At 69.5% G+C, this 23,384-nt stretch carries 15 protein-coding genes and 1 tRNA gene; 14 read left to right on the top strand and 2 right to left on the bottom strand.

What is annotated here, in order from left to right:
* Positions 1-40: 40 nt before the first annotated feature.
* From Q0A34_RS04635 to Q0A34_RS04620, 4 genes are read left to right on the top strand one after another with little or no spacing between them, the layout of a single operon-like run.
* On the top strand, positions 41-3,223 hold the full coding sequence (locus Q0A34_RS04635) for a DEAD/DEAH box helicase (RefSeq protein ID WP_291478840.1): 3,183 nt from the start codon (positions 41-43) through the stop codon (positions 3,221-3,223).
* Entirely contained in the window at positions 3,210-4,304 is a 1,095-nt protein-coding gene (locus Q0A34_RS04630; protein ID WP_291478839.1) for a hypothetical protein, read from the top strand. Before Q0A34_RS04635 ends, Q0A34_RS04630 begins: the two co-directional genes overlap by 14 nt.
* The gene (locus tag Q0A34_RS04625; RefSeq protein WP_291478838.1) at positions 4,297-5,529 is read left to right on the top strand and encodes a metallophosphoesterase; all 1,233 of its coding nucleotides are present in this window, start codon (positions 4,297-4,299) and stop codon (positions 5,527-5,529) included. The genes Q0A34_RS04630 and Q0A34_RS04625 overlap by 8 nt, the downstream gene beginning before the upstream one ends.
* Positions 5,530-5,536: 7 nt before the next feature.
* Complete coding sequence (locus tag Q0A34_RS04620) at positions 5,537-8,293, top strand: AAA family ATPase (protein ID WP_291478837.1); 2,757 nt, start codon at positions 5,537-5,539, stop codon at positions 8,291-8,293.
* Positions 8,294-8,354: 61 nt separating this feature from the next.
* Here Q0A34_RS04620 and Q0A34_RS04615 read toward each other — a convergent pair.
* Positions 8,355-8,427 (bottom strand) — tRNA-Arg (locus tag Q0A34_RS04615).
* 100 nt (positions 8,428-8,527) lie between these two features.
* On the opposite strand from Q0A34_RS04615, the gene argS reads away from it, so the two are divergent.
* The 5 genes from argS (at position 8,528) to thrB (ending at position 15,073) form a co-directional block, all read left to right on the top strand.
* Positions 8,528-10,204: an arginine--tRNA ligase gene (gene argS / locus Q0A34_RS04610; RefSeq protein WP_291478836.1), complete on the top strand. Its 1,677-nt coding sequence runs from the start codon at positions 8,528-8,530 to the stop codon at positions 10,202-10,204.
* An 8-nt stretch (positions 10,205-10,212) separates the two neighbouring features.
* Positions 10,213-11,622: a diaminopimelate decarboxylase gene (lysA, locus tag Q0A34_RS04605; protein WP_291478835.1), complete on the top strand. Its 1,410-nt coding sequence runs from the start codon at positions 10,213-10,215 to the stop codon at positions 11,620-11,622.
* A 66-nt stretch (positions 11,623-11,688) separates the two neighbouring features.
* A complete protein-coding gene (locus Q0A34_RS04600; RefSeq protein WP_291478834.1) occupies positions 11,689-13,014 on the top strand; it encodes a homoserine dehydrogenase in 1,326 nt (441 codons plus the stop codon).
* Positions 13,014-14,096 carry a threonine synthase gene (gene thrC / locus Q0A34_RS04595; protein ID WP_291478833.1) on the top strand — a complete coding sequence of 361 codons (1,083 nt, stop codon included), beginning with the start codon at positions 13,014-13,016 and terminating at the stop codon, positions 14,094-14,096. The genes Q0A34_RS04600 and thrC overlap by 1 nt, the downstream gene beginning before the upstream one ends.
* Positions 14,096-15,073: a homoserine kinase gene (gene thrB / locus Q0A34_RS04590; protein WP_291478832.1), complete on the top strand. Its 978-nt coding sequence runs from the start codon at positions 14,096-14,098 to the stop codon at positions 15,071-15,073. The genes thrC and thrB overlap by 1 nt, the downstream gene beginning before the upstream one ends.
* Before the next feature lie 33 nt (positions 15,074-15,106).
* Here thrB and Q0A34_RS04585 read toward each other — a convergent pair whose 3' ends face one another.
* Positions 15,107-16,873 (bottom strand): long-chain fatty-acid--CoA ligase, encoded by a 1,767-nt coding sequence (locus tag Q0A34_RS04585; protein WP_291478892.1) that lies wholly within the window; start codon positions 16,871-16,873, stop codon positions 15,107-15,109.
* 521 nt (positions 16,874-17,394) lie between these two features.
* Between Q0A34_RS04585 and rho the strand changes: the two genes are divergently transcribed.
* The 5 genes from rho to Q0A34_RS04560 are packed head-to-tail and all read left to right on the top strand — an operon-like array spanning position 17,395 to position 23,222.
* The gene (gene rho, locus Q0A34_RS04580; protein WP_291478831.1) at positions 17,395-19,188 is read left to right on the top strand and encodes a transcription termination factor Rho; all 1,794 of its coding nucleotides are present in this window, start codon (positions 17,395-17,397) and stop codon (positions 19,186-19,188) included.
* On the top strand, positions 19,181-20,266 hold the full coding sequence (gene prfA / locus Q0A34_RS04575; protein ID WP_291478830.1) for a peptide chain release factor 1: 1,086 nt from the start codon (positions 19,181-19,183) through the stop codon (positions 20,264-20,266). The genes rho and prfA overlap by 8 nt, the downstream gene beginning before the upstream one ends.
* Positions 20,267-20,274: 8 nt before the next feature.
* On the top strand, positions 20,275-21,303 hold the full coding sequence (locus Q0A34_RS04570) for a HemK/PrmC family methyltransferase (RefSeq protein WP_291478829.1): 1,029 nt from the start codon (positions 20,275-20,277) through the stop codon (positions 21,301-21,303).
* Between the two features lie 57 nt (positions 21,304-21,360).
* Positions 21,361-22,035, top strand: coding sequence for an L-threonylcarbamoyladenylate synthase (locus Q0A34_RS04565; RefSeq protein WP_291478828.1), 675 nt, complete (start codon positions 21,361-21,363; stop codon positions 22,033-22,035).
* Between the two features lie 2 nt (positions 22,036-22,037).
* On the top strand, positions 22,038-23,222 hold the full coding sequence (locus tag Q0A34_RS04560) for an MraY family glycosyltransferase (RefSeq protein ID WP_291478827.1): 1,185 nt from the start codon (positions 22,038-22,040) through the stop codon (positions 23,220-23,222).
* The last annotated feature ends 162 nt before the right edge of the window (positions 23,223-23,384 follow it).

The following is a 23,384-nucleotide window of genomic DNA, read 5'->3' as shown; positions in this document are numbered from 1 at the left end:
GGTGTCGTTCCACGTCCGTGCCGCGTGGTACACAAGGGGAGTGACTGATCACCAGGTACATCTGCTGTGGCTGACCGGCAGCGGGCTCCACGTCTGGGCCGAACGGACTGAAGGGCACACGGCCGTCCTCGACGCCTCGGACATCCCGGAAGGGGGACTTCCGGAACCCCTGCGTACCGTCATGATGTCACGGCCGCTGCGCCGACGGGAGGGCATCCGCGTCGCCACCCCCCGAGGGCGGCTGCTGTCCCTGGACCTCCCCACCCAGGCGTACACGCCTGACCAGGCACTGTCGGTACTCGGCACAATGTCACACTTTCTCAGGTCGGGTCAGCACCCGGACACCCCGGCCGGGGGAGTTCCGGGCCTGGGGCCTGAGGCGCTCTGGCTCATCCGGCTCTACGATCTCCTGCTCGACGCCGTCCACGCGGGCCGGGTGATGATGAAGATGCAGTTCACCGACGGCCAGTGGTACCCGAGCTGGTGCCTGTCCAGCAGCGGGACCCACAACCGGGTCGTCCGCGAACTGCAGGCGACGGCCCCTGCGGTGCTCACCCTCAACGGAGGTCCGGACGTCCTCTACCGGGCTGCGGACGAGCTCGTGCACTGGATGTGCATCCGGTTGCTCCAGGACAGGGTCCAGCTGGTCGGCGGTGTCCCGGAGAACCACTTCGTCTCGTCGCTGTTCACCGGCGACGCCGACTCGCGGGCCAACCCCCTGACCGCCGAGCTCCTCAACACCTGGCGGGCCTCGGCACGCGAGGCGTCCACGCGCATGGTGCTGTCCCTGGAGGAACCGGACTCCCTGGCGGGGACGGTCTCCGGACAGCCCCGTGCCGCCGACGCCGGCGGTGACGATCCCCGGTGGCGGCTGGAGATCAGGATGTCCGCCGATGACGGGGCCGCCGAGCCGATCTCCGCCGCCGAGGCCACACAGTCACGGAAACGGTCCCTCCGGGAGGGACTGGACCGGGCCTACCACGCCTGGCCGCAGCTCAGGTCCTATTCGTCGGCCGTGGAGGCCTGGCTCCGCACGAATGTGTGGTTCCCGCCGGCGAGCAGCCTGACAGGGCGTCCGGACAAGGACCGTGTGGTCTACCTGGCCTTGACCACCGACCAGGTCGAGAGGCTGCTGGACGACGGGGTCCGGGCCCTGGCGGCAGGCGGCACCGAGGTGCTGGTGCCCCGGGCCTGGTCTGTCGTGCGACCCGAGGTGAAGGTGAAGGTCACCCCGGTGGGCCAGGGCCCGGGATCCGGGAAGATGGGCCTGGAGCAGGTCCTGTCCTTCGACTGGTCGGTCTCCGTGGACGGGGAACCGCTCAGCGGTGCGGCGATGTCGGCGCTGATGACCTCCGCGTCGTCGGTGGTCGAGATCCAGGGCCGCTACGTCCGGCTCGACCCGCATTCCCTCAGCGTGGCCCGCAGCTACTTCGCGAAACTCCGTGACGCCGGCTCCGGGGACACCGCGGAGGGAGAGCATTACGGCTCCCCGCAGCTCACCGTCGCCGACCTCGTGGAAGCTGAGTTGGCCTCCGTCGCGGACGGGTCCCCGAAGGCCGGGCCGGGCGACATCACCCTCGAGGCCGACGGCTGGCTGGAGCGGATGGTCCGGTCGTTCTTCCCCGCGCCGGGGGAGGAGGACCAGCGTCCCACGATCGCCCCGCCTGAGATCATCGAGGTGCCCGCCGCCGTCGAGACCCCTCTCCGCCACCACCAGCGCAGGGGACTGAACTGGCTGGTGTGGATGTACCGCCACCGGATCGGTGCCGTCCTCGCCGACGACATGGGCTTGGGCAAGACCCTCCAGGTCCTCAGCCTGCTCGCCTGGGAACGGGAGGCCGACGACTGCGACGGACCGACTCTGGTCGTCGCCCCGACCTCTGTGCTGGACACCTGGAGCAACGAGGTGGCACGCCACGTCCCGTCCCTGAGGGTGCTCGTGGACCACGGCGCCAGGAAGGTGGCGGAAGGTCAGTTCGGGGAGAAGGTGAAGGACGCCGACATCGTGCTGACGACCTACGGGACGGTGGGCCGGAACCCGGAGCGCTACACGTCCCTGTACTGGGGTCGGGTCGTCGCCGACGAGGCGCAGAACATCAAGAACCCCGGCACCGCCCAGAGCAGGGCCGTGCGCGCCGTCAGGGCCGGACACCACCTGGCGTTGACGGGGACACCGGTGGAGAACCGTCTCGCCGAACTGCACTCGATCCTCGACTTCTGCAACCCCGGGATCCTCGGCAGTGCACAGGCCTTCCAGAACCGGCTGGCCATCCCCGTCGAGCGCTACGAGGACCCTGACGCCACGGACCGGCTCCGTCGGCTGGTGGAACCCTTCATCCTCCGTCGCCTCAAGCACGACGAATCGATGGGCCTGGGCCTCCCGGAGAAGCGGGAGGTGATCGACAGTGTGCCCCTGACCGAGGAACAGGCGGCCCTCTACGAGGCGTACACGAGGAGCCTGGAGGAACGCATCGCCGAGGCGGAGGGCCGTGGCCGAAGCGGAATCATCCTCGGGGCACTGGTCCGCATCAAGCAGATCTGCAACCATCCGGCACACTTCTCAGGCGACGGGTCAGGACTGCTGAAGAACGGTCGTCACCGCTCGAAGAAGGTCGAGCGGCTGTTCGCGATCATCGCCGAGGCGCTGGAGACCGACCGCAGGGTCCTGGTGTTCACGCAGTTCCCCTCCTTCGGGGAGATGCTCGTCCCGGAACTGCGACGTCAGTTCGGGGAGCTGGCCGACGGGGTCCCCGTGCTGCACGGAGGGCTCAGCAGGACGGCGCGCTCGGCCATGGTCGACGACTTCCAGTCCGACGACGGCCCCAAGGTCATGATCCTGTCCACCAGGGCGGGAGGAACCGGGATCACGCTCACCCGCGCCAGCGTGGTGGTGCACGTCGACCGGTGGTGGAACCCCGCCGTCGAGGACCAGGCCACCGACCGCGCGTACCGTATCGGACAGGGGCGGGACGTGACCGTCCACAAGCTCGTCACCACCGGTACGCTGGACGAGCGGATCAACGACATCCTCAGTTCGAAGCGGGAACTGGCCGGTGGCATCGTCACGAGCGGCGAAGGGTGGATCGCCAGCCTCAACAACGAGGACCTGTCCGAACTGTGGCAGCTCAACCGGTCCTCGGTCGCCAGGGAGTCCGCCGGCCGGGACAGGGCCGACCCCGTGGCGCACACCGGAGAGCAGAAGGGTGACGATGATGGTCGATGACAGGAGTCGGGGCAGGGGCACCGGCCGGAAGCGGGTGGGTATCCCGCAGCCGGCGTGGGGCGACAACGTGGTCTCGGCGGACTTCACGCGCGGACGAGACCGGGCCGGGACAGCCGATGGACCACGTCTGTCCCCCGGAAGCGGCCTGAGCGCCGGTCAAGGCGAGGGACAGGGAAAAGGCCAGGGCAAGGGCAGGGCGCAGCCGCCTGCGCCGGAACGCGAGGAACGGGTCTCGACCTCGGAGAGCTGGGCCGCCGGTCAGGTGATGCGTACCGCCACCGCGCTGGCGGACGCGGGACGGCTCTCGCGCGGACGCACCTACTTCCGCGGTGGCAACGTGCTACGTGTCGAGCATGAACTGGGAACTGTGAACGGCCTGGTCAGCGGTACCCAACTCGAACCCTTCGACGTGCAGATCCGGTGGCGGCCCCTCACGCGACGCCAGATCGACTTCGTGGTCGGCGAATGCGGGGACCACCCGGACAGCGTCCGCAACCTCCTGGCGGGTCGCCGCCCGCAGTCCTCGATCGCCTCGGTGCTGTTCGGCGTCGAGCACTACATGGACTCATCCTGCTCCTGCCCGGATCCCGCGTCGTTCTGCAAACACCGGGTGTGCGTCGCCTACGCACTCGCCGCGGAGTTCACGGGCGACCCCGCAGCCTTCCTGGCCTGGCGGGGTATCGACATCGACCAGCTCCTGGAGAGGACGGGGCCCGGGGCGCCCGCGTCGGGGGACCTCGTGGAGCTGCCGGTGGACGGCCCCGGAGAAGGGTCGGGGGACGACCCTGAGACGTACAGCCCGGCCGCCTTCTGGGGGGACCCGGAGGCTCTGCCAACGTGGGGACCCCTGGAGGTCGAGTACGGGATCAACCTCGGCGACATCGTCGCCCGCGACGCCGCTGTCCGGAAGTTCAGCTGGAACAACGCCGACCAGCTGCGTGTGACGGACACCCTCACCCGGTGTTTCGAGGCACTCACCGTCCTCGACGACGACAGCGCACCCGATGCAGGCGACCGGCCGGTGTTCGAACGCGAACCGTGGCTGTCCGGTCCGGATGATAGAAGTGGGCACCATGAATGACTCCCCGCTGCAACTCCCGACCACGCCCGGCGCCGGTGTGTTCCGGTTCCTCCACACCTCGGACTGGCAACTGGGGATGGACCGCTGGTTCCTCGGCGAGGAGGCGGGACCCCGGTACCGCGAGGCACGCCTGGCGGCGGTGGAACGGTTGCTGGAGGTGGCCCGGGACCGGCGTTGCGCTGCCGTCGTCGTCGCCGGCGACGTCTTCGACGACAACCTGGTGGACCCGGTCACCTGGCGTCGCACCGTTGACATCCTCAGGCGCAGTCCGGTGCCGGTGTTCCTCCTGCCCGGCAACCACGACCCCTACGACGCCGCCAGTGTCTACCGGTCCAGGGAGTTCGACGACCTCGCGCCGGGGGTGGTGGTGCTCAACGACAGCCGTCCCAGGTCCGTGCCCGGGACGGCGGAGGGCGTTCCGCCGGCCGAGATCATCGGAGCTCCGCTGCTGTCGAAGTACATGAGCACCGACCCGGTCGCCGCAGCCCTCGCCGGGGTCACCGGGACCACCGGGGGCCGGCCCGTCCGTGTCCTCGTAGGGCACGGCGCCACTGAATCACGGACGTCCGGGGACGACCCGGCGGTCATCGACGTCGACGCCGCCGCCAGGGCCTGCCGGGACGGGGTCGTCGACATGGTAGCCCTGGGTGACACCCACTCGGTCACCCCGCTGCACCCCGACGGAACGGTCTGGTACTCCGGTAGCCCGGAGGTGACCGACTTCCGGGAGGAGGACGGCGGCGGAGAGGCGCGCTCGGGCTACGCCCTGGTCGTCGACGTCACCCCGGCCGCCGCGGGGGGTGGCGGTGCAGCACAGGTCTCCGTCGAGGAGGTCCGGACCGGACGGTGGAGCTTTCTGGCGTTGTCCGGCCACGTCAACGGGCCGGAGGACGTCGGGGAGTGGATCAGCAGGCTCGAGGAGATCCCCGACAAACGCACCACCGTGGTGAAGTACGCGTTGACCGGGTCAGTGGACCTGGCCACCGCCGCCGTCCTCGACGAGGAACTTGAGCGCATCACACCGGCCTTCGCGGCACTGTACCCCCGTCAACGGTTGATGGACCTGCACGTCGTGCCCGGGGTCGAGGAACTTGCGGACGCCGACTGGCCGGGGGTCGTGGGGGTCGCCGCGCGGGAGTTGGCGGACCGGGCGGCCCACGAGGACGCCGAGGCGCGCGATGCTCTCCGGTTGCTGTACCGCCTCAGCGCACAGAAGGGGAAATAGGACGAACATGCTGAACTTCAGGTCGCTCACTCTGTCCCACGTGGCAGGGGTCACCCACGCCCATCTGGAGTTTCCCGAGAGCGGGGTACTTGTGGTGCACGGGCCCAACGAGGTCGGGAAGTCGACGCTGCTGCGTGCGATCCGTCTGCTCCTCGACGACACCCCCACCGGTTCGCGGAAACGTGAGGTCAAGGCGCTCAAGGACGTCAGCGTCGACGAGCCGACGACGATCTCGGCCGAACTGGTGGTGGGGGACGTTGAACTGCAGCTGATGAAGGCCTACAACAAGGGGACCGGCCGGTGTGAACTCCGGGTCACCGCACCCCGCGCCGAGAGTCTGACCGGCAGGGAGGCGTCGGACCGGTTCGCCGAGATCATGCGCGCGGAAGTCGACACCGACCTGCTGGACGCCCTGACCGTGGAGCAGGGGGCGAGTCTCGACCAGCTCGCCGTCGCAGGCCTCGGGCCACTGGAGCGGGCACTCAACGGGCAACCGGGTGACGGCGGCGACGGTACCGCCGCCGAAGGCGGTGCACCGGGTACCGTCGCCGACCACCGGGACGCCGGTGGTGCCGGTGGCGCTGCAGCGCTGGTGGAACGGATCACCGCGGAACGCGCCCGGTACTTCACCCCGGGCGGCAAACCGACCAAGGAACTGAAGGCCGCACTCGACGAGTACACCGCCGCATCGGAGGAGCACGCCGGGGCGGAGAAGGCCTACGACCAGGCGCAGTCGTTGATCATCGACCTGGAACGCCTGCGTGCGGAGAAGGAGACCGTCGCCAAGCAGGAACCCCTGGCCCGCGAGGAGGCGAAGGCCGCCGCCGTCGAGGTGGAGAAGGGACGGGAGCGTCAACGCCTCCTGGACGAGCGGGCCGCGGCGCTGACCGGTGCCCGCCAGAAGCTCGAACTGGCCGAACAGCGTCAGCAGGTCAGGCAGGACCGTATCGCCGAACTCTCCGCCGCAGTGGAGGCCGGTGAACGGGCCACCGCCGAGGCCACGGCGGCCGCCGAGGCCGCCGAGGGTGCCAGACAGGAGGAGGCCCGGCTGCGCACGGAGCTGGCGCGTAGCCGTCGCCGCGCCCGGACGACCGCGGCCTACGTCCGCTACCTCGACGCCGTCCGGCACCGGGACACCCTGGCACAGAGGCTGCGTACCCTGCAGGAGCAGCGGGCCGAGGCAGCACGCATCGCCGAGGAGATCACGGCCGTCCGGGAGCGCATCGACGACAACCCGGTCACCGCGGAGGTCGCCGCGGCGGTCCAAGGTGCCGACGCCGAACTCACCAGGGCCGTGGGTGTCCGGGACGCCTCGGCGACCCTCATCGAACTCAGTGGGCTCCCGGGAGGGCGGTTCACCGTCGACGGTGAGGAACAGGAGCTCGACGACGCGCCACAGCACCTCCGCGTCACGTCGCGGAGGACCCTGCAGCTCGGCGACTTCACGCTCACCGTCACCCCGGCCCAGGGCACGGAGTCGGGTGCACACGGGGACGACCTCTCCGAGGCCGTCGACCGTGCCCGGGCAGGTCTGGAGTCCGCACTCGCCGACGCCGGTTCCGGGAGTGTCGGTGAGGTGACCCGGAAGGCCGAACAGCGACGCCGTCTCGGGGAGGAGCTCGCCGAGCTGCGGATCACGGTCAGCCAGGCCACCGGCGGACTCGGCATGGAGGAGTTCGACCAGTCGCTCGACGAGTGCGGCCGTGAACTCCGGAGGGCGGAGTCGGCGCTGACCAACGCCGCGGACCAGCTCGCGACGGAGGATCCGGAGAGGGAGGTCGACCTTCCGGAAGCTGACCCGGAGGAAGCACCGGACCGCGACGCTCTTCTCCGCCGGATCGAGGAGCACGAGGCCCGGGCGGAGAAGATCCGGGAGGAACTCGACACGTTGGCCCGCACGGGCGCGGCGGCGGTCCTGGGCAGCAGGGTCGAGGAACAGAAGCGGGCGGCCGACCGGGTGACGGAACTCTCCGCTGCCGTGGAGGCCATGCGGGAGGAGACCGGCGACGACGAACTGAACACCCGGGTCGCCGAGGCACGACGTGAGGTCGAGGAGGCGGCCGGTGAACTCGAGAGAACCACCGCCGAGATCGACCCTGGTACCGGCGACCTCGACACCTTGGAAGGGCTGCTCGCCGGTGCCGAGTCCCGGGTGCACCGGCTGCGCGACCGGGCCGACCGGATCGGTCACGAGATCTCCCGGGCCAACGGGGCACTGGGGGAGCACAGCGGGGTCGCCGAGCGGCTCGAGACCGCCACCTCACGCCTGCAGCGGGCCAGACGGGTGGAGGAACGGGTCACCCGTCAGGCCCGGGCGGTGGACACCCTGTACCGTGCGGTACAGGCGGCCCGGGACGATGCGCGCCGCCGCTACGAAGCCCCGTACCGGGACTCCGTGGAGAGCCTGGCCAGAACCCTCTACGGGCGTGCTGTCAGCATCGAGTTCGACGAGGACCTCAGGATCTCCCGCCGTGTCCTCGACGCCACCGCACTGGACGCTGCGCAGCTGTCGGGTGGTGCCAGGGAACAACTGGCGATACTGTCCCGCCTCGCCGTGGCCGACATCGTCGGGCGAGGGGAGGGGGTGCCCGTCGTCATCGACGACGCCCTCGGTTTCTCGGACACCTCACGGATCCACCGGATGAACGTGGTGCTGTCCCAGTTGGCGAAGACGAACCAGGTCATCGTGCTCACCTGTGACCCCGCCCGGTTCGACAGCGTCCCCGGGGCGACGGTGAGGTCGATGGCTGAACTGCAGAGCTGAGACCGGGACGACGAAAAGCGGCCCGACCACCATCGATGATGGTGGTCGGGCCGCGCAGGGGTGCCCCCGAGACGATTCGAACGTCCGACCGCTGGTACCGGAAACCAGTGCTCTATCCCCTGAGCTACGGAGGCAATGCGGTTACTATAGCACCGAGGGTCCGCGGCACCGCAAAACCCCCGCACGGGACGCGATTCGTGGAGTGTTCACCCCTCCTTGTTACTCTCGTGGGTTGTGACTCCAGCTGAACTCGCCTCCATCATCACCGAGACCACCCGTCGCGTCCTGACCGCGCATGATCTCGACCCCGCCGTCGCGCCCGACCTGGCCACCGTGGAACGGCCCCGCAACCCGGAACACGGCGACTACGCCACGAACATCGCGCTGCAGACCGCGAAGAAGGCCGGGACGAACCCCCGCGACCTCGCCACCTGGCTGGCCGGGGAACTGGGCCGCGTGGAGGGGATCGACGAGGCCTCCGTCGCCGGACCCGGCTTCATCAACATCCGCCTGGCCGCCGACGCGCAGGGCCGGCTCGTCGCCGAGATCATCGAGGCCGGCGACTCCTACGGTACCGGGGACGACTACTCCGACCAGCGCATCAACCTCGAGTTCGTCTCCGCCAACCCCACGGGACCCATCCACCTCGGAGGCACCCGGTGGGCGGCCGTCGGTGACTCCCTCGGCCGGATCCTCACCGCCCGCGGCGCCGCTGTGACCCGTGAGTACTACTTCAACGACCACGGCACCCAGATCGACCGTTTCGCCCGTTCCCTGGTCGCCTCGGCGAAGAACGAGCCCGCACCGGAGGACGGCTACGGCGGCGAGTACATCTCCGACATCGCCGACCAGGTCATCGAGGCGACCCCGGACTGGGCGGACAACGACGACGCCACGATCCAGGAGATCTTCCGCTCCCAGGGCGTGGAGCTGATGTTCGCGCACATCAAGCGCACGCTCGCGGAGTTCGGCACGGAGTTCGACGTCTACTTCCACGAGAACGCGCTGTTCGACTCGGGTGCCGTGGACCGGGCAATCGCCACCCTGAAGGACAACGGCAACCTCTACGAGGCGGACGGCGCCTGGTGGCTGAGGTCCTCGGAGTTCGGCGACGACAAGGACAGGGTCGTCATCAAGTCCGACGGCAACGCCGCCTACATCGCCGGCGACATCGCCTACATCGCCGACAAGATCGACCGCGGCCACAACCTGTGCATCTACATGCTCGGTGCCGACCACCACGGCTACATCGCCCGGCTGAAGGCGGCCGCCTCCGCGCTCGGCTACGACGCCGACCAGGTCGAGGTCCTCATCGGCCAGATGGTCAACCTGGTGCGTGACGGCAAGGCCGTGCGCATGTCCAAGCGTGCCGGCACGGTGATCACCCTCGACGACCTCGTCGAGGCGATCGGCGTCGACGCCGCCCGCTATGCACTCATCCGGACCTCCGTCGACTCCTCCCTGGACATCGACATGGGACTGTGGGCAAGCGAGACCAGCGACAACCCGGTCTACTACGTCCAGTACGGCCACGCCCGCCTGTGCTCGCTGCAGCGCAAGGCCGCCGACATCGGGGTCAGCATCCCCGAGGACCTGTCCACCCTGGACTTCTCGCTCCTCGACCATGACCGTGAGGGTGACCTCATCCGCACCCTCGGTGAGTTCCCCGGCGTCGTCGCCACCGCCGCGGAACTGCGCGAGCCGCATCGCATCGCCCGGTACGCGGAGCAGCTGGCGGGGACCTTCCACCGTTTCTACGACTCCTGCCAGGTGCTGCCCAAGTCCGGTGAACCCGCCGGCGGGGAGACCGCCCCGGTGTTCCTGGCCCGCCTGGCGCTGGCCGACGCCACCCGCCGCGTGCTCGCCAACGCCCTCGGGCTGCTCGGCGTCTCCGCACCAGAGAGGATGTGACCGCCACCATGGACCCCAACGTCCACCTGCCCCAGGTTCCGCTGCGCAAGCGCACCGAGACCCTGGAGGACTTCAACAAGATCCCGGCGCATGTCTTCCCCGCGTCCTCCGGACGCACCGAAGACGGTGAGCTGGTGATCGCCGGCAACCGCGTGACCGACCTGGCGGACAGGTACGGCACGGCTCTGTTCGTGATGGACGAGGCCGACTTCCGTGCCCGGTGCCGCCGCCTGGCCGAGGCCTTCGGCGGAGGGGAGCGGGTCCACTACGCCTCCAAGGCCTTCCTGTCGCGCACCGTGTGCCGGTGGGTCGAGGAGGAGGGGCTGGCCCTCGACGTGGCCAGCCACGGTGAGCTCGCCGTGGCACTGGCCGCGGGGTTCCCCCCGGAGCGCATCACCGTGCACGGGAACAACAAGAACCACGGGTTCATCACCGCCGCCGTGCAGGCCGGTGTGGAGCTGATCGTCATAGACTCGCTCGACGAGATCGACCGGGTGGCCGGGGTCGCCCGGGAGCTGGGGCGCGTCCAGGACGTCCTGGTGCGGGTGAAGCCGGGCGTCCACGCCGACACCCACGAGTTCATCGCCACCAGCCACGAGGACCAGAAGTTCGGGTTCTCCCTGGCCTCCGGATCGGCTGAGAACGCCTGCCTGACCTGCCTGTCCACCGTGGGCCTCCGATTGCGTGGCCTGCACTGCCACGTCGGCTCACAGGTCTTCGAGGCCGACGGCTTCGCCCTGGCCGCGGACCGTCTGCTGGGGCTGTGGGCCCGTCTGGTCAGCGGAGACACCGGCGACACCGGAGCTGCCGACCTGGCTGCGCTGGACATCCTGGACCTCGGCGGCGGCTACGGAATCGCCTACACCCCGGACCAGGAGGCGCTCGACGTCGAGGAGGTCGCCGGTGACCTGCTGTCCCGCGTGGCGGCGAAGGCGGCGTCCTACGGGGTCGCAGCCCCGGTGGTCAACGTCGAACCGGGCCGTGCCGTCGTGGGGCCGTCCGCGGTGACGGTCTACCGGGTCGGCACGGTCAAGGACGTCCACACCTCCGACGACACCGTACGCCGCTACATCTCCGTGGACGGCGGGATGAGCGACAACATCCGTCCGGCGCTGTACCAGGCGGAGTACGACTGCCGGCTGGCGAACCGGCTGGCCACCGGTGCCCTGGTCTCCACCCGTGTGGTGGGCAGCCACTGCGAGTCGGGGGACATCCTCGTCAACGACGCGTTGATGCCTGACGACATCGCCCCCGGCGACCTGCTCGTCATCCCGGCGACCGGCGCGTACTGCTACATGATGTCCTCCAGGTACAACATGATGACGCGTCCGCCGGTGGTCGTCGTGCAGGACGGCACCTCCAGGGTGATGATCCGTCGGGAGACGGTCGAGGACGTGCTGGCGCTGGAGAACTTCTGATGGTTTATCATCGGGAAAACGAACTTTCACACGAGACACCCCACACGAGACAACTTCGGGAGAGTAATGGCTGATCAGGCTGACAACAACGCTGGCGCGCCCACCGTAGGCGTAGCGCTGCTGGGTATGGGGACCGTGGGCACCGAGGTCCTGCGGATCCTCCAGGAGGACGCACGGGACTTCACCGCCCGTACCGGCGGCCCCATCGAGGTCCGCGGTATCGCCGTGTCCGACCTGACCAAGCCCCGCCCGGGTGTGCCGGCGGACCTGCTCACCGACGACGCCGTGGGTCTGGTCAACCGCGACGACATCGACCTGGTCATCGAGGTGATCGGTGGAATCGACTACCCGCGTACCGTGGTGCTGTCCGCGCTGCGGGCCGGCAAGTCGGTGGTCACCGCCAACAAGGCCCTGGTCGCGGCGCACGCCGAGGAGCTGTCCGAGGCCGCCGACTCCTCGGGGGCCGACCTCTTCTTCGAGGCGGCGGTCGCCGCGGCCATCCCGGTGGTCGGGCCCCTGCGCCGCTCGCTGGCCGGTGACCGTGTCAACCAGGTCATGGGCATCGTCAACGGCACCACGAACTTCATCCTCGACGCGATGTACAAGCGCGGCGCGTCCTACGACGAGATGCTCGCCGAGGCCACGGCCCTGGGCTACGCAGAGGCGGACCCCTCGGCGGACGTCGACGGGTACGACGCCGCCTCCAAGGCCGCCATCCTGGCGTCCCTGGCCTTCCACTCCCAGGTCGGCAGTTCGGACGTCCACGTCGAGGGCATCCGGTCGATCAGCAAGGCCGACATCGAGGCAGCGAAGGCCGCGGGTTGCACTATCAAGCTGCTGGCGATCTGTGAGCGGCTCGTGGACGACGAGGGTGCGGAGTCCGTCTCGGCACGCGTCTACCCGGCCCTGATCCCCCTGGACCACCCGCTGTCCAGCGTCAGCGAGTCGTTCAACGCGATCTTCGTCGTGGCGGAGTACGCCGGCCGTCTCATGTTCTACGGCAACGGTGCCGGCGGCAACCCGACGGCCTCCGCGGTGCTCGGTGACGTCGTCGCCGCCGCCCGCAACATCGTCCACGGCGGCCGGGCGCCCGGGATGTCCACCTACGCCAACCTGCCCGTCGGCGACTTCGGTTCCGTACGTACCCGCTACCACGTCGACATGGTCGTCGATGACCGGCCTGGCGTGCTGGCGGAGGTCGCGTCGACGTTCTCCGGGCACGGGGTGTCCCTCAAGACCGTCCGCCAGGAGGACGCCGGCGACGCCGGGGCGCGCCTCGTCGTCATCACCCACCACGCCGCGGAGAGCGACCTGGAGTCCACGGTGGACAACCTCAAGAACATTGACGCCGTGAAGGCCGTCAACAGCGTGATCCGAATGGAAGGCAACTGATGACCGACAAGCGCACCCCGGTGCTCCACCACTGGACCGGCCTGATCAACGAGTACCGTGCGTGGATGCCGTTCGCCGCGGACTGGGAGCCGGTGACCCTCAACGAGGGCGGGACCCCGCTGATCCGGGCGAACCACATCTCCGAGCTCACCGGGTGTGACGTCTGGCTGAAGGTCGAGGGCGCCAACCCCACCGGGTCGTTCAAGGACCGCGGGATGACCGTGGCCGTGACCGACGCCGTCCACGCCGGGAAGAAGGTGCTGATGTGCGCCTCCACCGGCAACACCTCCGCCTCCGCGGCCGCCTACGCAGCACGGGCCGGAATCGCCTCCGCGGTGCTGATCCCGGAGGGCAAGATCGCCCAGGGCAAGCTGTCGCAGGCCGTGATGCACGGTGCGCGGATCATCCAGGTGCGCGGGAACTTCGACGACTGCCTGGAGCTGGTGCGCAAGACCACCACGGACTTCCCGGAGATCGCCCTGGTCAACTCGGTCAACCCGATGCGTATCGAGGGGCAGAAGACGGCTGCCTTCGAGATCGTCGACGCGCTCGGTGACGCCCCCGACATCCACGCCCTGCCGGTCGGCAACGCCGGCAACATCACCGCCTACTGGAAGGGCTACTCGGAGTACGCCGAGGCCGGGATCTCCACGAAGCGTCCGGTGATGCTCGGTGTCCAGGCGGCCGGCGCCGCACCGCTGGTCAGCGGGGAACCGGTGCTCGAGCCCGAGACCGTCGCCACGGCCATCAGGATCGGCAACCCGGCCTCCTGGCACCAGGCGGTCGCGGCCAGGGACGAGTCCGGCGGTTCCTTCCGCGCAGCCACGGACGAGAAGATCCTCGAGGCCTACCGCCTCATCGCCGCCCGTGAGGGCGTCTTCGTCGAGCCGGCGTCGGCCTCGTCGGTGGCGGGTCTGCTCGCCGCCCACGCCGAGGGTTCCGTGGCCCCGGGGCAGCGCGTTGTCTGCACCGTCACCGGTCACGGGCTGAAGGACCCGACCACCGCGCTGAGCGAGATGCCGGAGCCGACCCCGATCGACGTGGACACCAACGCGGTCGCCGAGGCACTGGACCTCGCATGATGTCCGGTTCGACAGCGGGCACCGACGGACAGGCGGCCGTGGCCCGGACGATCGCCCCCGGCCGCCGGGTCACTGTCACGGTGCCCGCGTCCACGGCGAACCTGGGACCGGGATTCGACACCCTCGGACTGGCCGTCGGCCTGTACGACACCGTCGAGGTCGAGTCGACCGACGCCGGTCTGGACATCTCCGTGCACGGGGAAGGCGAGGGGGAGGTGCCGCTCGACGAGAGGCACCTGGTCGTCAGGGCCCTGCGGGCGGGACTCCATGAGGCCGGTGTCAGCGTCGGTGGTCTGCGGGTCGTGTGCCACAACAGCATCCCGCACTCCCGTGGTCTGGGTTCCTCTGCCGCGGCGGCGGTCGCCGGGGTGGCGGCGGCCAGCGGACTGGCCGGCGGTGAGCACCCCACCGGCGCCCTCGACGACGACACGCTGATCCAGTTGTCCTCCGCTTTCGAGGGGCACCCGGACAACGCCGCGGCGTGCGTCCTGGGCGGGGGAGTGGTCTCCTGGACGAACATCCCGGTCGACGGCCGCAGTGCCCCGGAGTACCACGCCGTCGCGGTGCCGGTGCACCCGGACATCTCCGCGACGGCACTGATCCCTGACTTCCACGCCTCCACCGAGGCCGTGCGCAGGGTGCTCCCCAGTGACGTCTCCCACCAGGACGCCCGGTTCAACGTCTCCCGGGCGGCGCTGCTGCCGTTGGCGTTGAGCTCCTACCCGGAACTGCTGTGGGAGGCGACACGGGACCGCCTGCACCAGCCCTACCGTGCCGAGGTTCTGCCGGTGACCACCGAGTGGGTCAACCGGCTGCGTAACCTGGGCTTCCCGGCGTTCCTGTCGGGCGCCGGACCCACGGTGATGGTGCTGTCGACCTCCAGCGTGGACGCCGCCCTGCTGAACGAGGCCCGGGGCCGAGACATCGCCGTCCTGGAGACCGGGGTGGGCAGGCGGGCCACCGTCGAGGTCCACTGACCCTCCCCGAGGACGTCCCCGGTGGCACCGCCGTCACGGCGTGCCGTCGGGGACGTCCCCGTCTCTGGGCTCACCGGGACTACGGAGCTTGATCACGTCGAACTCCCCGGCGGCGAGGTGCGCGCGCAGGTCCTTCTTGTCGAACTTGCCCACCGAGGTCTTGTCGATCCTGTCGACGAACGCCCAGTACTCCGGCGCCATCCAGCGGGGGACCTTCGCGGCGACCGCCGCGGAGAGCTTCTCCGCCGTCTCCCGGTCGCGTTCGACGCCGGCGATCGTCACCACCACCGCGAGAGGACGCTGACCCCATCGTTCGTCCGGTACCCCGATGACAGCGGCCTCGGCGACCATCTCGGACTCCATGACGATGTTCTCCAGGATCGCGGAGTAGATCCACTCGCCCCCGGAGCGGATCGTGTCGGCCTGGCGGTCGTGCACGGTGAGGAAGCCGTCGCGGGTGATCGTGCCGATGTCCCCGGTGCGCAGCCATCCGTCCGGTGTGAAGCGCTCGGCAGCGTCGTCTGAGTCGTCGACGTCCGAACCGCGGAAGGTGCGTGCCGGACCCCCTTCCGCAGCCGCCGGGGAGTGGTGGTAGTCGGTGGTCACCCAGTTTCCCCGCACCTGGATCTCACCACTGGAGCGGTCGTTGGGCTGCAGCGGGGTGCCGTCGTCGGCGACGACGCGGAACTCCATTCCGACCGGGAATCGCCCCTGGCTGTCGCGGTAGCGCCGGCGAGCGGCACCGCCGACACCCACCGGCGTCCGGGCCACCGTGCCCACCGGTCCCGTTTCCGTCATACCCCACGCGTGGACCATGTCGACGCCGTAGCGTTCCTCCCAGGCGTCGATCAGGGCCGGTGGTACCGGGGCGCCGCCGGAGATGATCTCCTGCAGGCTCATCTTCTCCGGCGGGGTGTGCTGGTAGTGGACGACCAGCTGCATCCAGACACTGGGGGCGCCGTGCGCCATGCGAGGCATGGAGTCGGCGATGACGTGTGCCAGATGGTCGGGGCCGGCGACTCCGCCGGGGAACACCAGCGGGGTGCCCGCCATGAACGCGGCGACGGGCACACCCCAGCTGAGCACGTGGAAGATCGGGACGGCGCACAGGAAGCTGTGGCCGTTGCGGATCCCGAAGGAGTCGGGGGTGCGCAGGTTCATCGCGTGCAGCCACAGTGAACGGTGCGAGTAGACCACGCCCTTGGGGGCGCCGGAGGTGCCGGTCGAGTAGAGCAGGGCCGACGGTGCGGTCTCGGGCAGTTCCGGCCACGGGTACGACGTGGGCCTGCCGTCGAGGATCTCCTCGTAGCTGAGCACGCGGATGTCTCCGCGTCCTGCCTCGGTGAGCAGTGCGTGGAGGTCGTCGCGTGCCTCTGCGCCGCCGGTGCCGGTGACGATGACCGTGTGGACCTCCGGGCAGTCGGGCATCACCGGCGCCAGGCGGCGTGACAGGCGCGGCGAGCCGATGATCACCCGGTCGCCCGCGTGGTTGATGATGTGCACCAGCTGGTCGGCGACGAGGTTCGAGTTCAGCGGCTGGACCACCGCCCCCATCGCGGTGACGGCGAACAGTGACTCCAGGTGCTCGGTGATGTTCGGCATGAAGGTGGCGACCCGGTCTCCGGGGGAGACCCCTGCGATCTCGGAGAGCGCGTGCGCCAGCGCGGCGCTGCGGGCCCCGACCTCGCTGAACGTCGTGTCCTCGGGGGTGTCGCCGTAGTAGGTGCGTACGGTCGTTGATCCGTGGACGACCCGCCCGTACTCGAGGACCGAGGACATCGTCAACGGGTATTCCCCCATCGTCGACGAGGTCAGGGGTGCGGTGCTGGGGGCAGGGGCGGTGGTGTGACCGTGCCCTGTGTGGTGGGTGCCGTCCATGACACCAAGGATAGGGGACGAATTAGGGCTTCGCGGCCGACGGGGTGATAACATCGTCGACGAGAACCGACCACCGCCATCCCGTCGTCCCTGAACTGTCAGGGCCGAGTACCGGTCCGAGACGGTGGACGGTCATCCGGATTCACGGGAATCCACGCGGGAGGAACGCCCCGACAGCATCATCCACCGGACGTGAACGTCTGTACCGGTACCGGGGCTCCACGACGGTCGTCGCCACACAGGGCGTCGGTCCCGCTCCCTGCGCACACCGTGTCATCCGTTCCACACATCGACGACTCACGAGAGCACGTCACCTTCCGTTGTTCCGCCGCAGTGAGGGACCGTGGGCGCCTGTCAGGCGTCGGCGCCCGAGCAGACGGGGATCGCCCGTCGGTCACGACCGTCGGTCGACAGTCAGGGGGAGGTGAACCGAAAGGACACCTGTGACTTTGCCGGACATCGTCTCCCGGGCACAGAACGACGGGCTTGCCTCCCTGAAACTGGCGGAACTCAAGCAGATTGCCACATCGCAGGGCCTGCGGGGGATCTCCGGAATGAGAAAGGGGGAGCTCGTCTCCGCCATCGCGAGCGCGGGGATCGGCGGCGGCCGGCCACAGGGCGGCCAGAAGCCCGCTCCCGCCGACGCTGCACCGGAACCTCGGGAGCAGGGCTCCCGGCCCGCCCAGGATGAGTCCACCGGCCAGGCAGACCAGGCGGGGCAGTCAGGGGACAGGGCAGAGGACCAGGGGCGCGGTGACCGTCAGGAGCGCCGCGACCGGAACGACCGGAACGACCGTCAGGACAACGGGGACGAGGAGGGCGGTCGCCGGGGGCGGCGCAACCGTCGTAACCGCCGGAACCGTGGCAAGGGGGACCAGGGCGGCAACCAGGGTAACCAGGGGGGCAACCAGCAGAACCCCGACGACCGCGGCGGCCGTAACCGCAACGACCGCAACGACCGTGGCAACCGGAACAACCGTGGCGACCGTGGCGGTAACCAGGGAAACAACAAGGGGGACCAGGGTGGAAACCAGGGCGGCAATCAGGGGGGTCAGAACAACGAGCCGCCGACCCCTGTCGCCGGCATCCTCGACTTCGCCGACGCCAACACCGCCTTCATCCGCACCACGGGCTACCACGCCGGCCCCACCGACGTGTACGTGCCGATCCAGATGGTGCGCAGGTACGGGATGCGCCAGGGTGACGCGGTCACCGGCACCATCCGTCCCGGTGCCAAGGCACAGCAGGCCGGTGGCGGCGGACGTGGCCGCAACCGGCAGAAGTACACCCCGCTGCATGCCGTGGAGACCGTCAACGGACTGGCTCCGGAACAGGCTGCCCAGCGACCGAAGTTCAACAACCTCACCCCGCTGTACCCGAACCAGCGTCTTCGCCTGGAGACCGAACCGAAGATCCTGACCACCCGCATCATCGACCTGATCATGCCGATCGGCAAGGGTCAGCGCGCGCTGATCGTCTCCCCGCCCAAGGCCGGTAAGACGACGATCCTCCAGGACATCGCCAACGCCATCACCGTCAACAACCCCGAGTGCTACCTCATGGTCGTCCTCGTCGACGAGCGTCCGGAGGAGGTCACCGACATGCAGCGTTCGGTGCGGGGCGAGGTCATCTCCTCGACCTTCGACCGCCCGCCGAACGAGCACACCGCGGTCGCTGAACTGGCCATCGAACGGGCCAAGCGACTGGTGGAGCAGGGCAAGGACGTCGTGGTGCTGCTCGACTCGATCACCCGCCTGGGCCGCGCGTACAACAACTCCTCTCCGGCGTCCGGACGCATCCTCTCCGGCGGTGTCGACTCCAACGCCCTGTACCCGCCGAAGCGCTTCCTGGGCGCGGCGCGCAACATCGAGGACGGCGGCTCCCTGACGATCATCGCCACCGCCATGGTGGAGACCGGTTCGGCCGGAGACACCGTGATCTTCGAGGAGTTCAAGGGCACCGGCAACGCGGAGCTGAAGCTTGACCGCAAGATCGCCGAGCGTCGGATGTTCCCCGCGGTGGACGTCAACCCGTCCGGTACGCGCAAGGACGAGCTCCTCCTCGGCCCGGAGGAGGCGCGTCTGCTGCACAAGCTGCGCCGCATCCTCTCCGCCCTGGACCCCCAGGCGGCGATCGACCTGCTGATCAAGCAGCTGCGCAAGTCCAAGACGAACCGCGACTTCATGCTGCAGATCGCCTCGTCCGCACCGTTGGCGGGAGATGACGAGGATGAGTGACTTCGCAGGATCACCTTCGAAGGTCGACGACATCCTCTCCGAGTACCAGGGTCTCGAGATGCAGCTCGCCGACCCCGAACTGCACAACGACGCGGCGGCGGCCCGTCGGGTCGCCAAGCGGTTCAGCGAGCTCCAGCCGGTCATCCAGACCTACAACAGGCTCGTCGAGACCCGCGAGGACTACGAGGCGGCCAGGGAGATGGCGTCCGAGGACGCGGAGTTCGCCGAGGAGGCCGACCGTCTCGCCGCGGAACTGCCGGGCCTCGAGGAGAAGCTCACCGACCTGCTGGCGCCCCGTGACCCGCACGACGCGGACGACGTGGTCATGGAGATCAAGTCGGGTGCCGGTGGTGAGGAGGCGGCCCTGTTCGCCGGGGAACTCGCCCGCATGTACCAGCGCTACGGTGAGCGCCACGGGTTCACCTTCGAGATCCTCGACGTCAACGAGACCGACCTCGGCGGGGTGAAGGACATGACCATGTCCGTGCGCTCGAAGCAGCCGAGCAGGGACGGCGCGTGGAGCGTCTTCAAGTACGAGGGCGGTGTCCACCGCGTCCAGCGCATCCCCGTGACGGAGTCACAGGGGCGTATCCAGACCTCGGCAGCCGGCGTGCTGGTCTACCCGGAGCCCGACGAGGTCGAGGACGTCGAGATCGACGACAAGGACATCCGTGTCGACGTCTACCGTTCCTCCGGTAAGGGTGGACAGGGTGTGAACACGACCGACTCGGCCGTGCGTATCACCCACCTGCCCACCGGTATCGTGGTCACCTGCCAGAAGGAACGCTCGCAGATCCAGAACCGCGCACGTGCCATGCAGGTGCTCGCAGCCCGACTACAGCAGATGAAGGAGGAGGAGGCGGACGCCGCCGCGGCTGAGGGTCGCGCGGCGCAGATCCGCACGATGGACCGCTCCGAGCGCATCCGGACGTACAATTTCCCGGAGTCCCGGGTCTCGGACCACCGCATCGGCTACAAGGCCAACAACCTCGACGCCGTGCTCGACGGCGACCTGGACGCGCTGTTCGGTGCGCTCAGCGACGCCGAACGCCAGTCCAGGCTGGAAGCAGGGGAGTAGGCCCCGCAGTGTCTTCTCCCGCGACTCCCGCGCCCGGTGGCGGGGACGGCGGTCACCGCCGCGTCACGGTGTCCGCGGCGCTCCGCGAAGCGGTTCCCGCCCTGGTGCGGGCGGGGGTGGAATCCGCGGCGCACGACGCCCGGGTCCTCATGGCCGCGGCCCTGGAAGCCGAGAGGGGCTCCACGGTGACTCCCCTGGACCTGGTCATGCATGGCGCTGACGCCGCTCCGGCGGCGTTCGCCGGTCTGCTGGAGCGCCGGATCGACCGTGAACCGCTGCAGTGGATCCTCGGCCGTGCCCCTGTCACCGGCGTCGACCTCGCCGTGGCACCGGGGGTGTTCATCCCCCGCCCGGAGACGGACCTGCTCATCGACTGGGTCGCGGGGGAGGCGGAGCGACGGGTGGCGCGGCGGGAGCACGGGTTGTTCTCCCGGCTGCTGGAACCGTCACTCACCGTGGTCGACCTGTGCAGCGGGCCGGGCACGATCGCCCTCGGTGTCGCCCACGAGCTCACGCTCAGAGGGGTCCCGGACAAGGTGTCGGTGCGTGTGGTCGGACTCGAGATCACCGGTGAGGGGGTGGAGCTGGCCCGCGCCAACGCCCGCTCGTGGGTTGAGCAGGGGCACGTCGATCCACGGATCGGTGTGGAGTTCCACAGCGCCGACGTCTCCGGCAGGGAGGACGTGATCGCCCTCGGGCTGGTGAACTCCGCCGACATCGTCGCCTCCAACCCCCCGTATGTCCCGGAGTCCACCGAGGTGTCACCGGAGGTCGCCCGGGATCCCCGGGCCGCGGTGTTCTCCGGGGACGACGGGCTGGCGCTGATGCGGCCTCTGGCGGGCGTGATCGACCTGGTCGCGTCCACGAGCGCGGGGATCGCAGTGGAGCACGACGACTCGACAGGACAGGCGGTGCACCGCCTGCTGGCCGACGTCGGCGTCACCGGCCTGGTGCAGCACCGGGACATGGCGGGACGGGACAGGTTCGTCACCGGACAGGTGCACCGCGATCCCGGACATCGTCCGGTGCGGGACTAGAGTGTACGAGTCAGGGTAGATTGAGACGACCACACGAAGGGACGGACGGCGCAGACGATGGCACAGACCTACGACTGTTCTGAGGACGAGGGGCGGGAGAGCGGCGTCGCGGCGGCGCTCGCCGCGGTGAAGGCGGGACGTCTGGTCGTCACGCCGACGGACACCGTCTACGGCATCGGCGCCGACGCATTCGACAACGACGCCGTGGCGGCACTGCTCCGGGCCAAGCACCGCGGCCCCGACATGCCTGTGCCGGTGCTCATCGGGTCCTGGGACACGGTGGCCGGTCTGGTCCGTGACCACAGCGAACCACTGAGGTTGCTCACCGAGGCCTTCTGGCCCGGTGGCCTGACCGTCGTCACCCACCAGGCCCCCAGCCTTCCGTGGAACCTCGGGGACACCCGGGGGACGGTCGCCCTGCGCATGCCACTGCATCCGCTGGCGATCGAGCTGCTGCAGCAGACCGGGCCGATGGCGGTGTCCAGCGCAAACATCTCCGGTCGACCCGCCGCGCTCACCGCCCAGGAGGCCCGGGACCAGCTCGGCGACTCCGTGTCGGTGTACCTCGACGCAGGTGAGGCGTCCATCGGGACCGCCTCGACGATCGTCGACCTGTCGGGGTACCGTCCGTGCATCCTGCGCGACGGCGCGGTGGGTGCCGAACGGGTCGGTGAGGTGCTCGGCATGTCCGCCGAAACACTGCTCGACGTCGACTCGGCGCGGGGGCGCTGAGGATGAGTCTGTCCGCGGCGACCTGGTCCGGGGTGGGGGTGCCGTTCCGTGAACTGGCGCTGATCCTCCTCGTCGGCCTGGTCACCACCTACCTGACCACCGGCATCATCCGGATGCTGATGCTCAGGTTCGGTCGACTGGCGGCGCCGCGTTCACGGGACGTCCACACCGTCCCGACCCCGCGTCTGGGCGGGGTGGCGATGTTCACGGGCTTCGTCGTCGCCGTCCTGGTGGCGAACCAGCTGCCCGCGTTGAACCGGGGGTTCCCGCCGGTGACGCCCGACATGGTCGCCATCGTCGCGGCCGCCTTCGTCATCGTGATCGTGGGTGTGGTCGACGACCTCTTCGACATCTCGTGGGTGCTCAAGCTCGGTGGTCAGGTGGCGGGGGCCGTGGTGATGAGTCTGGCGGGGCTGTCGTGGTATCTGATCTACTCGCCCTTCGGCGGCGGGACCACGCTGGTTCTGGACCAGGTCCAGTCCACGGTCTTGACCTCGCTGTTGACTGTGGCGATCATCAACGCGATGAACTTCGTGGACGGCCTCGACGGCCTGGCCGCCGGCCTCGGGGCGATCGCGGCCACCACTCTGCTGGTCTACTCCCTGACGATCCTGCACGACCAGGGCGGCACCGTCAGCGCCTATCCGCCGGCGATGATCTCGGCCGGGCTGCTCGGGGTGTGCCTGGGGTTCCTGCCGCACAATTTCTCCCCCGCCCGGATATTCATGGGCGACTCCGGCTCCATGCTGATAGGTCTGCTCCTGGCCGCGGCCAGTGTCTCGGCCTCCGGGCGGATCAACATGGCGCTGTACGGGCCCGCAGACTTCCTGGCGCTGATGACACCGGTGCTCGTCGTGGTCGCGGCACTGTTCATCCCCATGCTGGACCTGCTCATGGCAGTGGTGCGCCGGCTGAGGGCGGGCAAGAGCCCCTTCGCCCCCGACAAGCAGCACCTGCACCACCGGCTGCTCCGCCTGGGGCACTCGCAGAAGCAGGTGGTCCTCGTGCTCTACAGCTGGGTCGGGGTGGTGGCGACCGGGGCAGTGGGGTCCACGGTGCTCCCGCTGCCCGTGGCGGCCATAGTGTTCGGCACGGTCATCCTCCTGGCTACGGCGTTCACCGCGGTCCCGTTGTGGCGCGGGCGGGACGGGCGCGGGAGTCGCGGGGCCACTGCGGCGACCGGGTAGGTCGTGGGCGAGGGGGACAGCTAGGCTGTAGCCCGTGACTGAGCAGAACAGCAAGCAGACGAACGAGCTCCCCGACATCAACGAGTCGGACGGGGACATGTCCGACCACCGGCGCCCCCTGCTGAACGCGGCCCGGTCCGGTGCCGTCGGCCTGCTGGTGAT

Source organism: Corynebacterium sp. (assembly GCF_022712195.1).
Taxonomy (GTDB): domain Bacteria; phylum Actinomycetota; class Actinomycetes; order Mycobacteriales; family Mycobacteriaceae; genus Corynebacterium.
The sequence above is the reverse complement of the archived record's forward strand: the minus strand, read 5'-3'. Positions and strand labels throughout refer to the sequence as shown.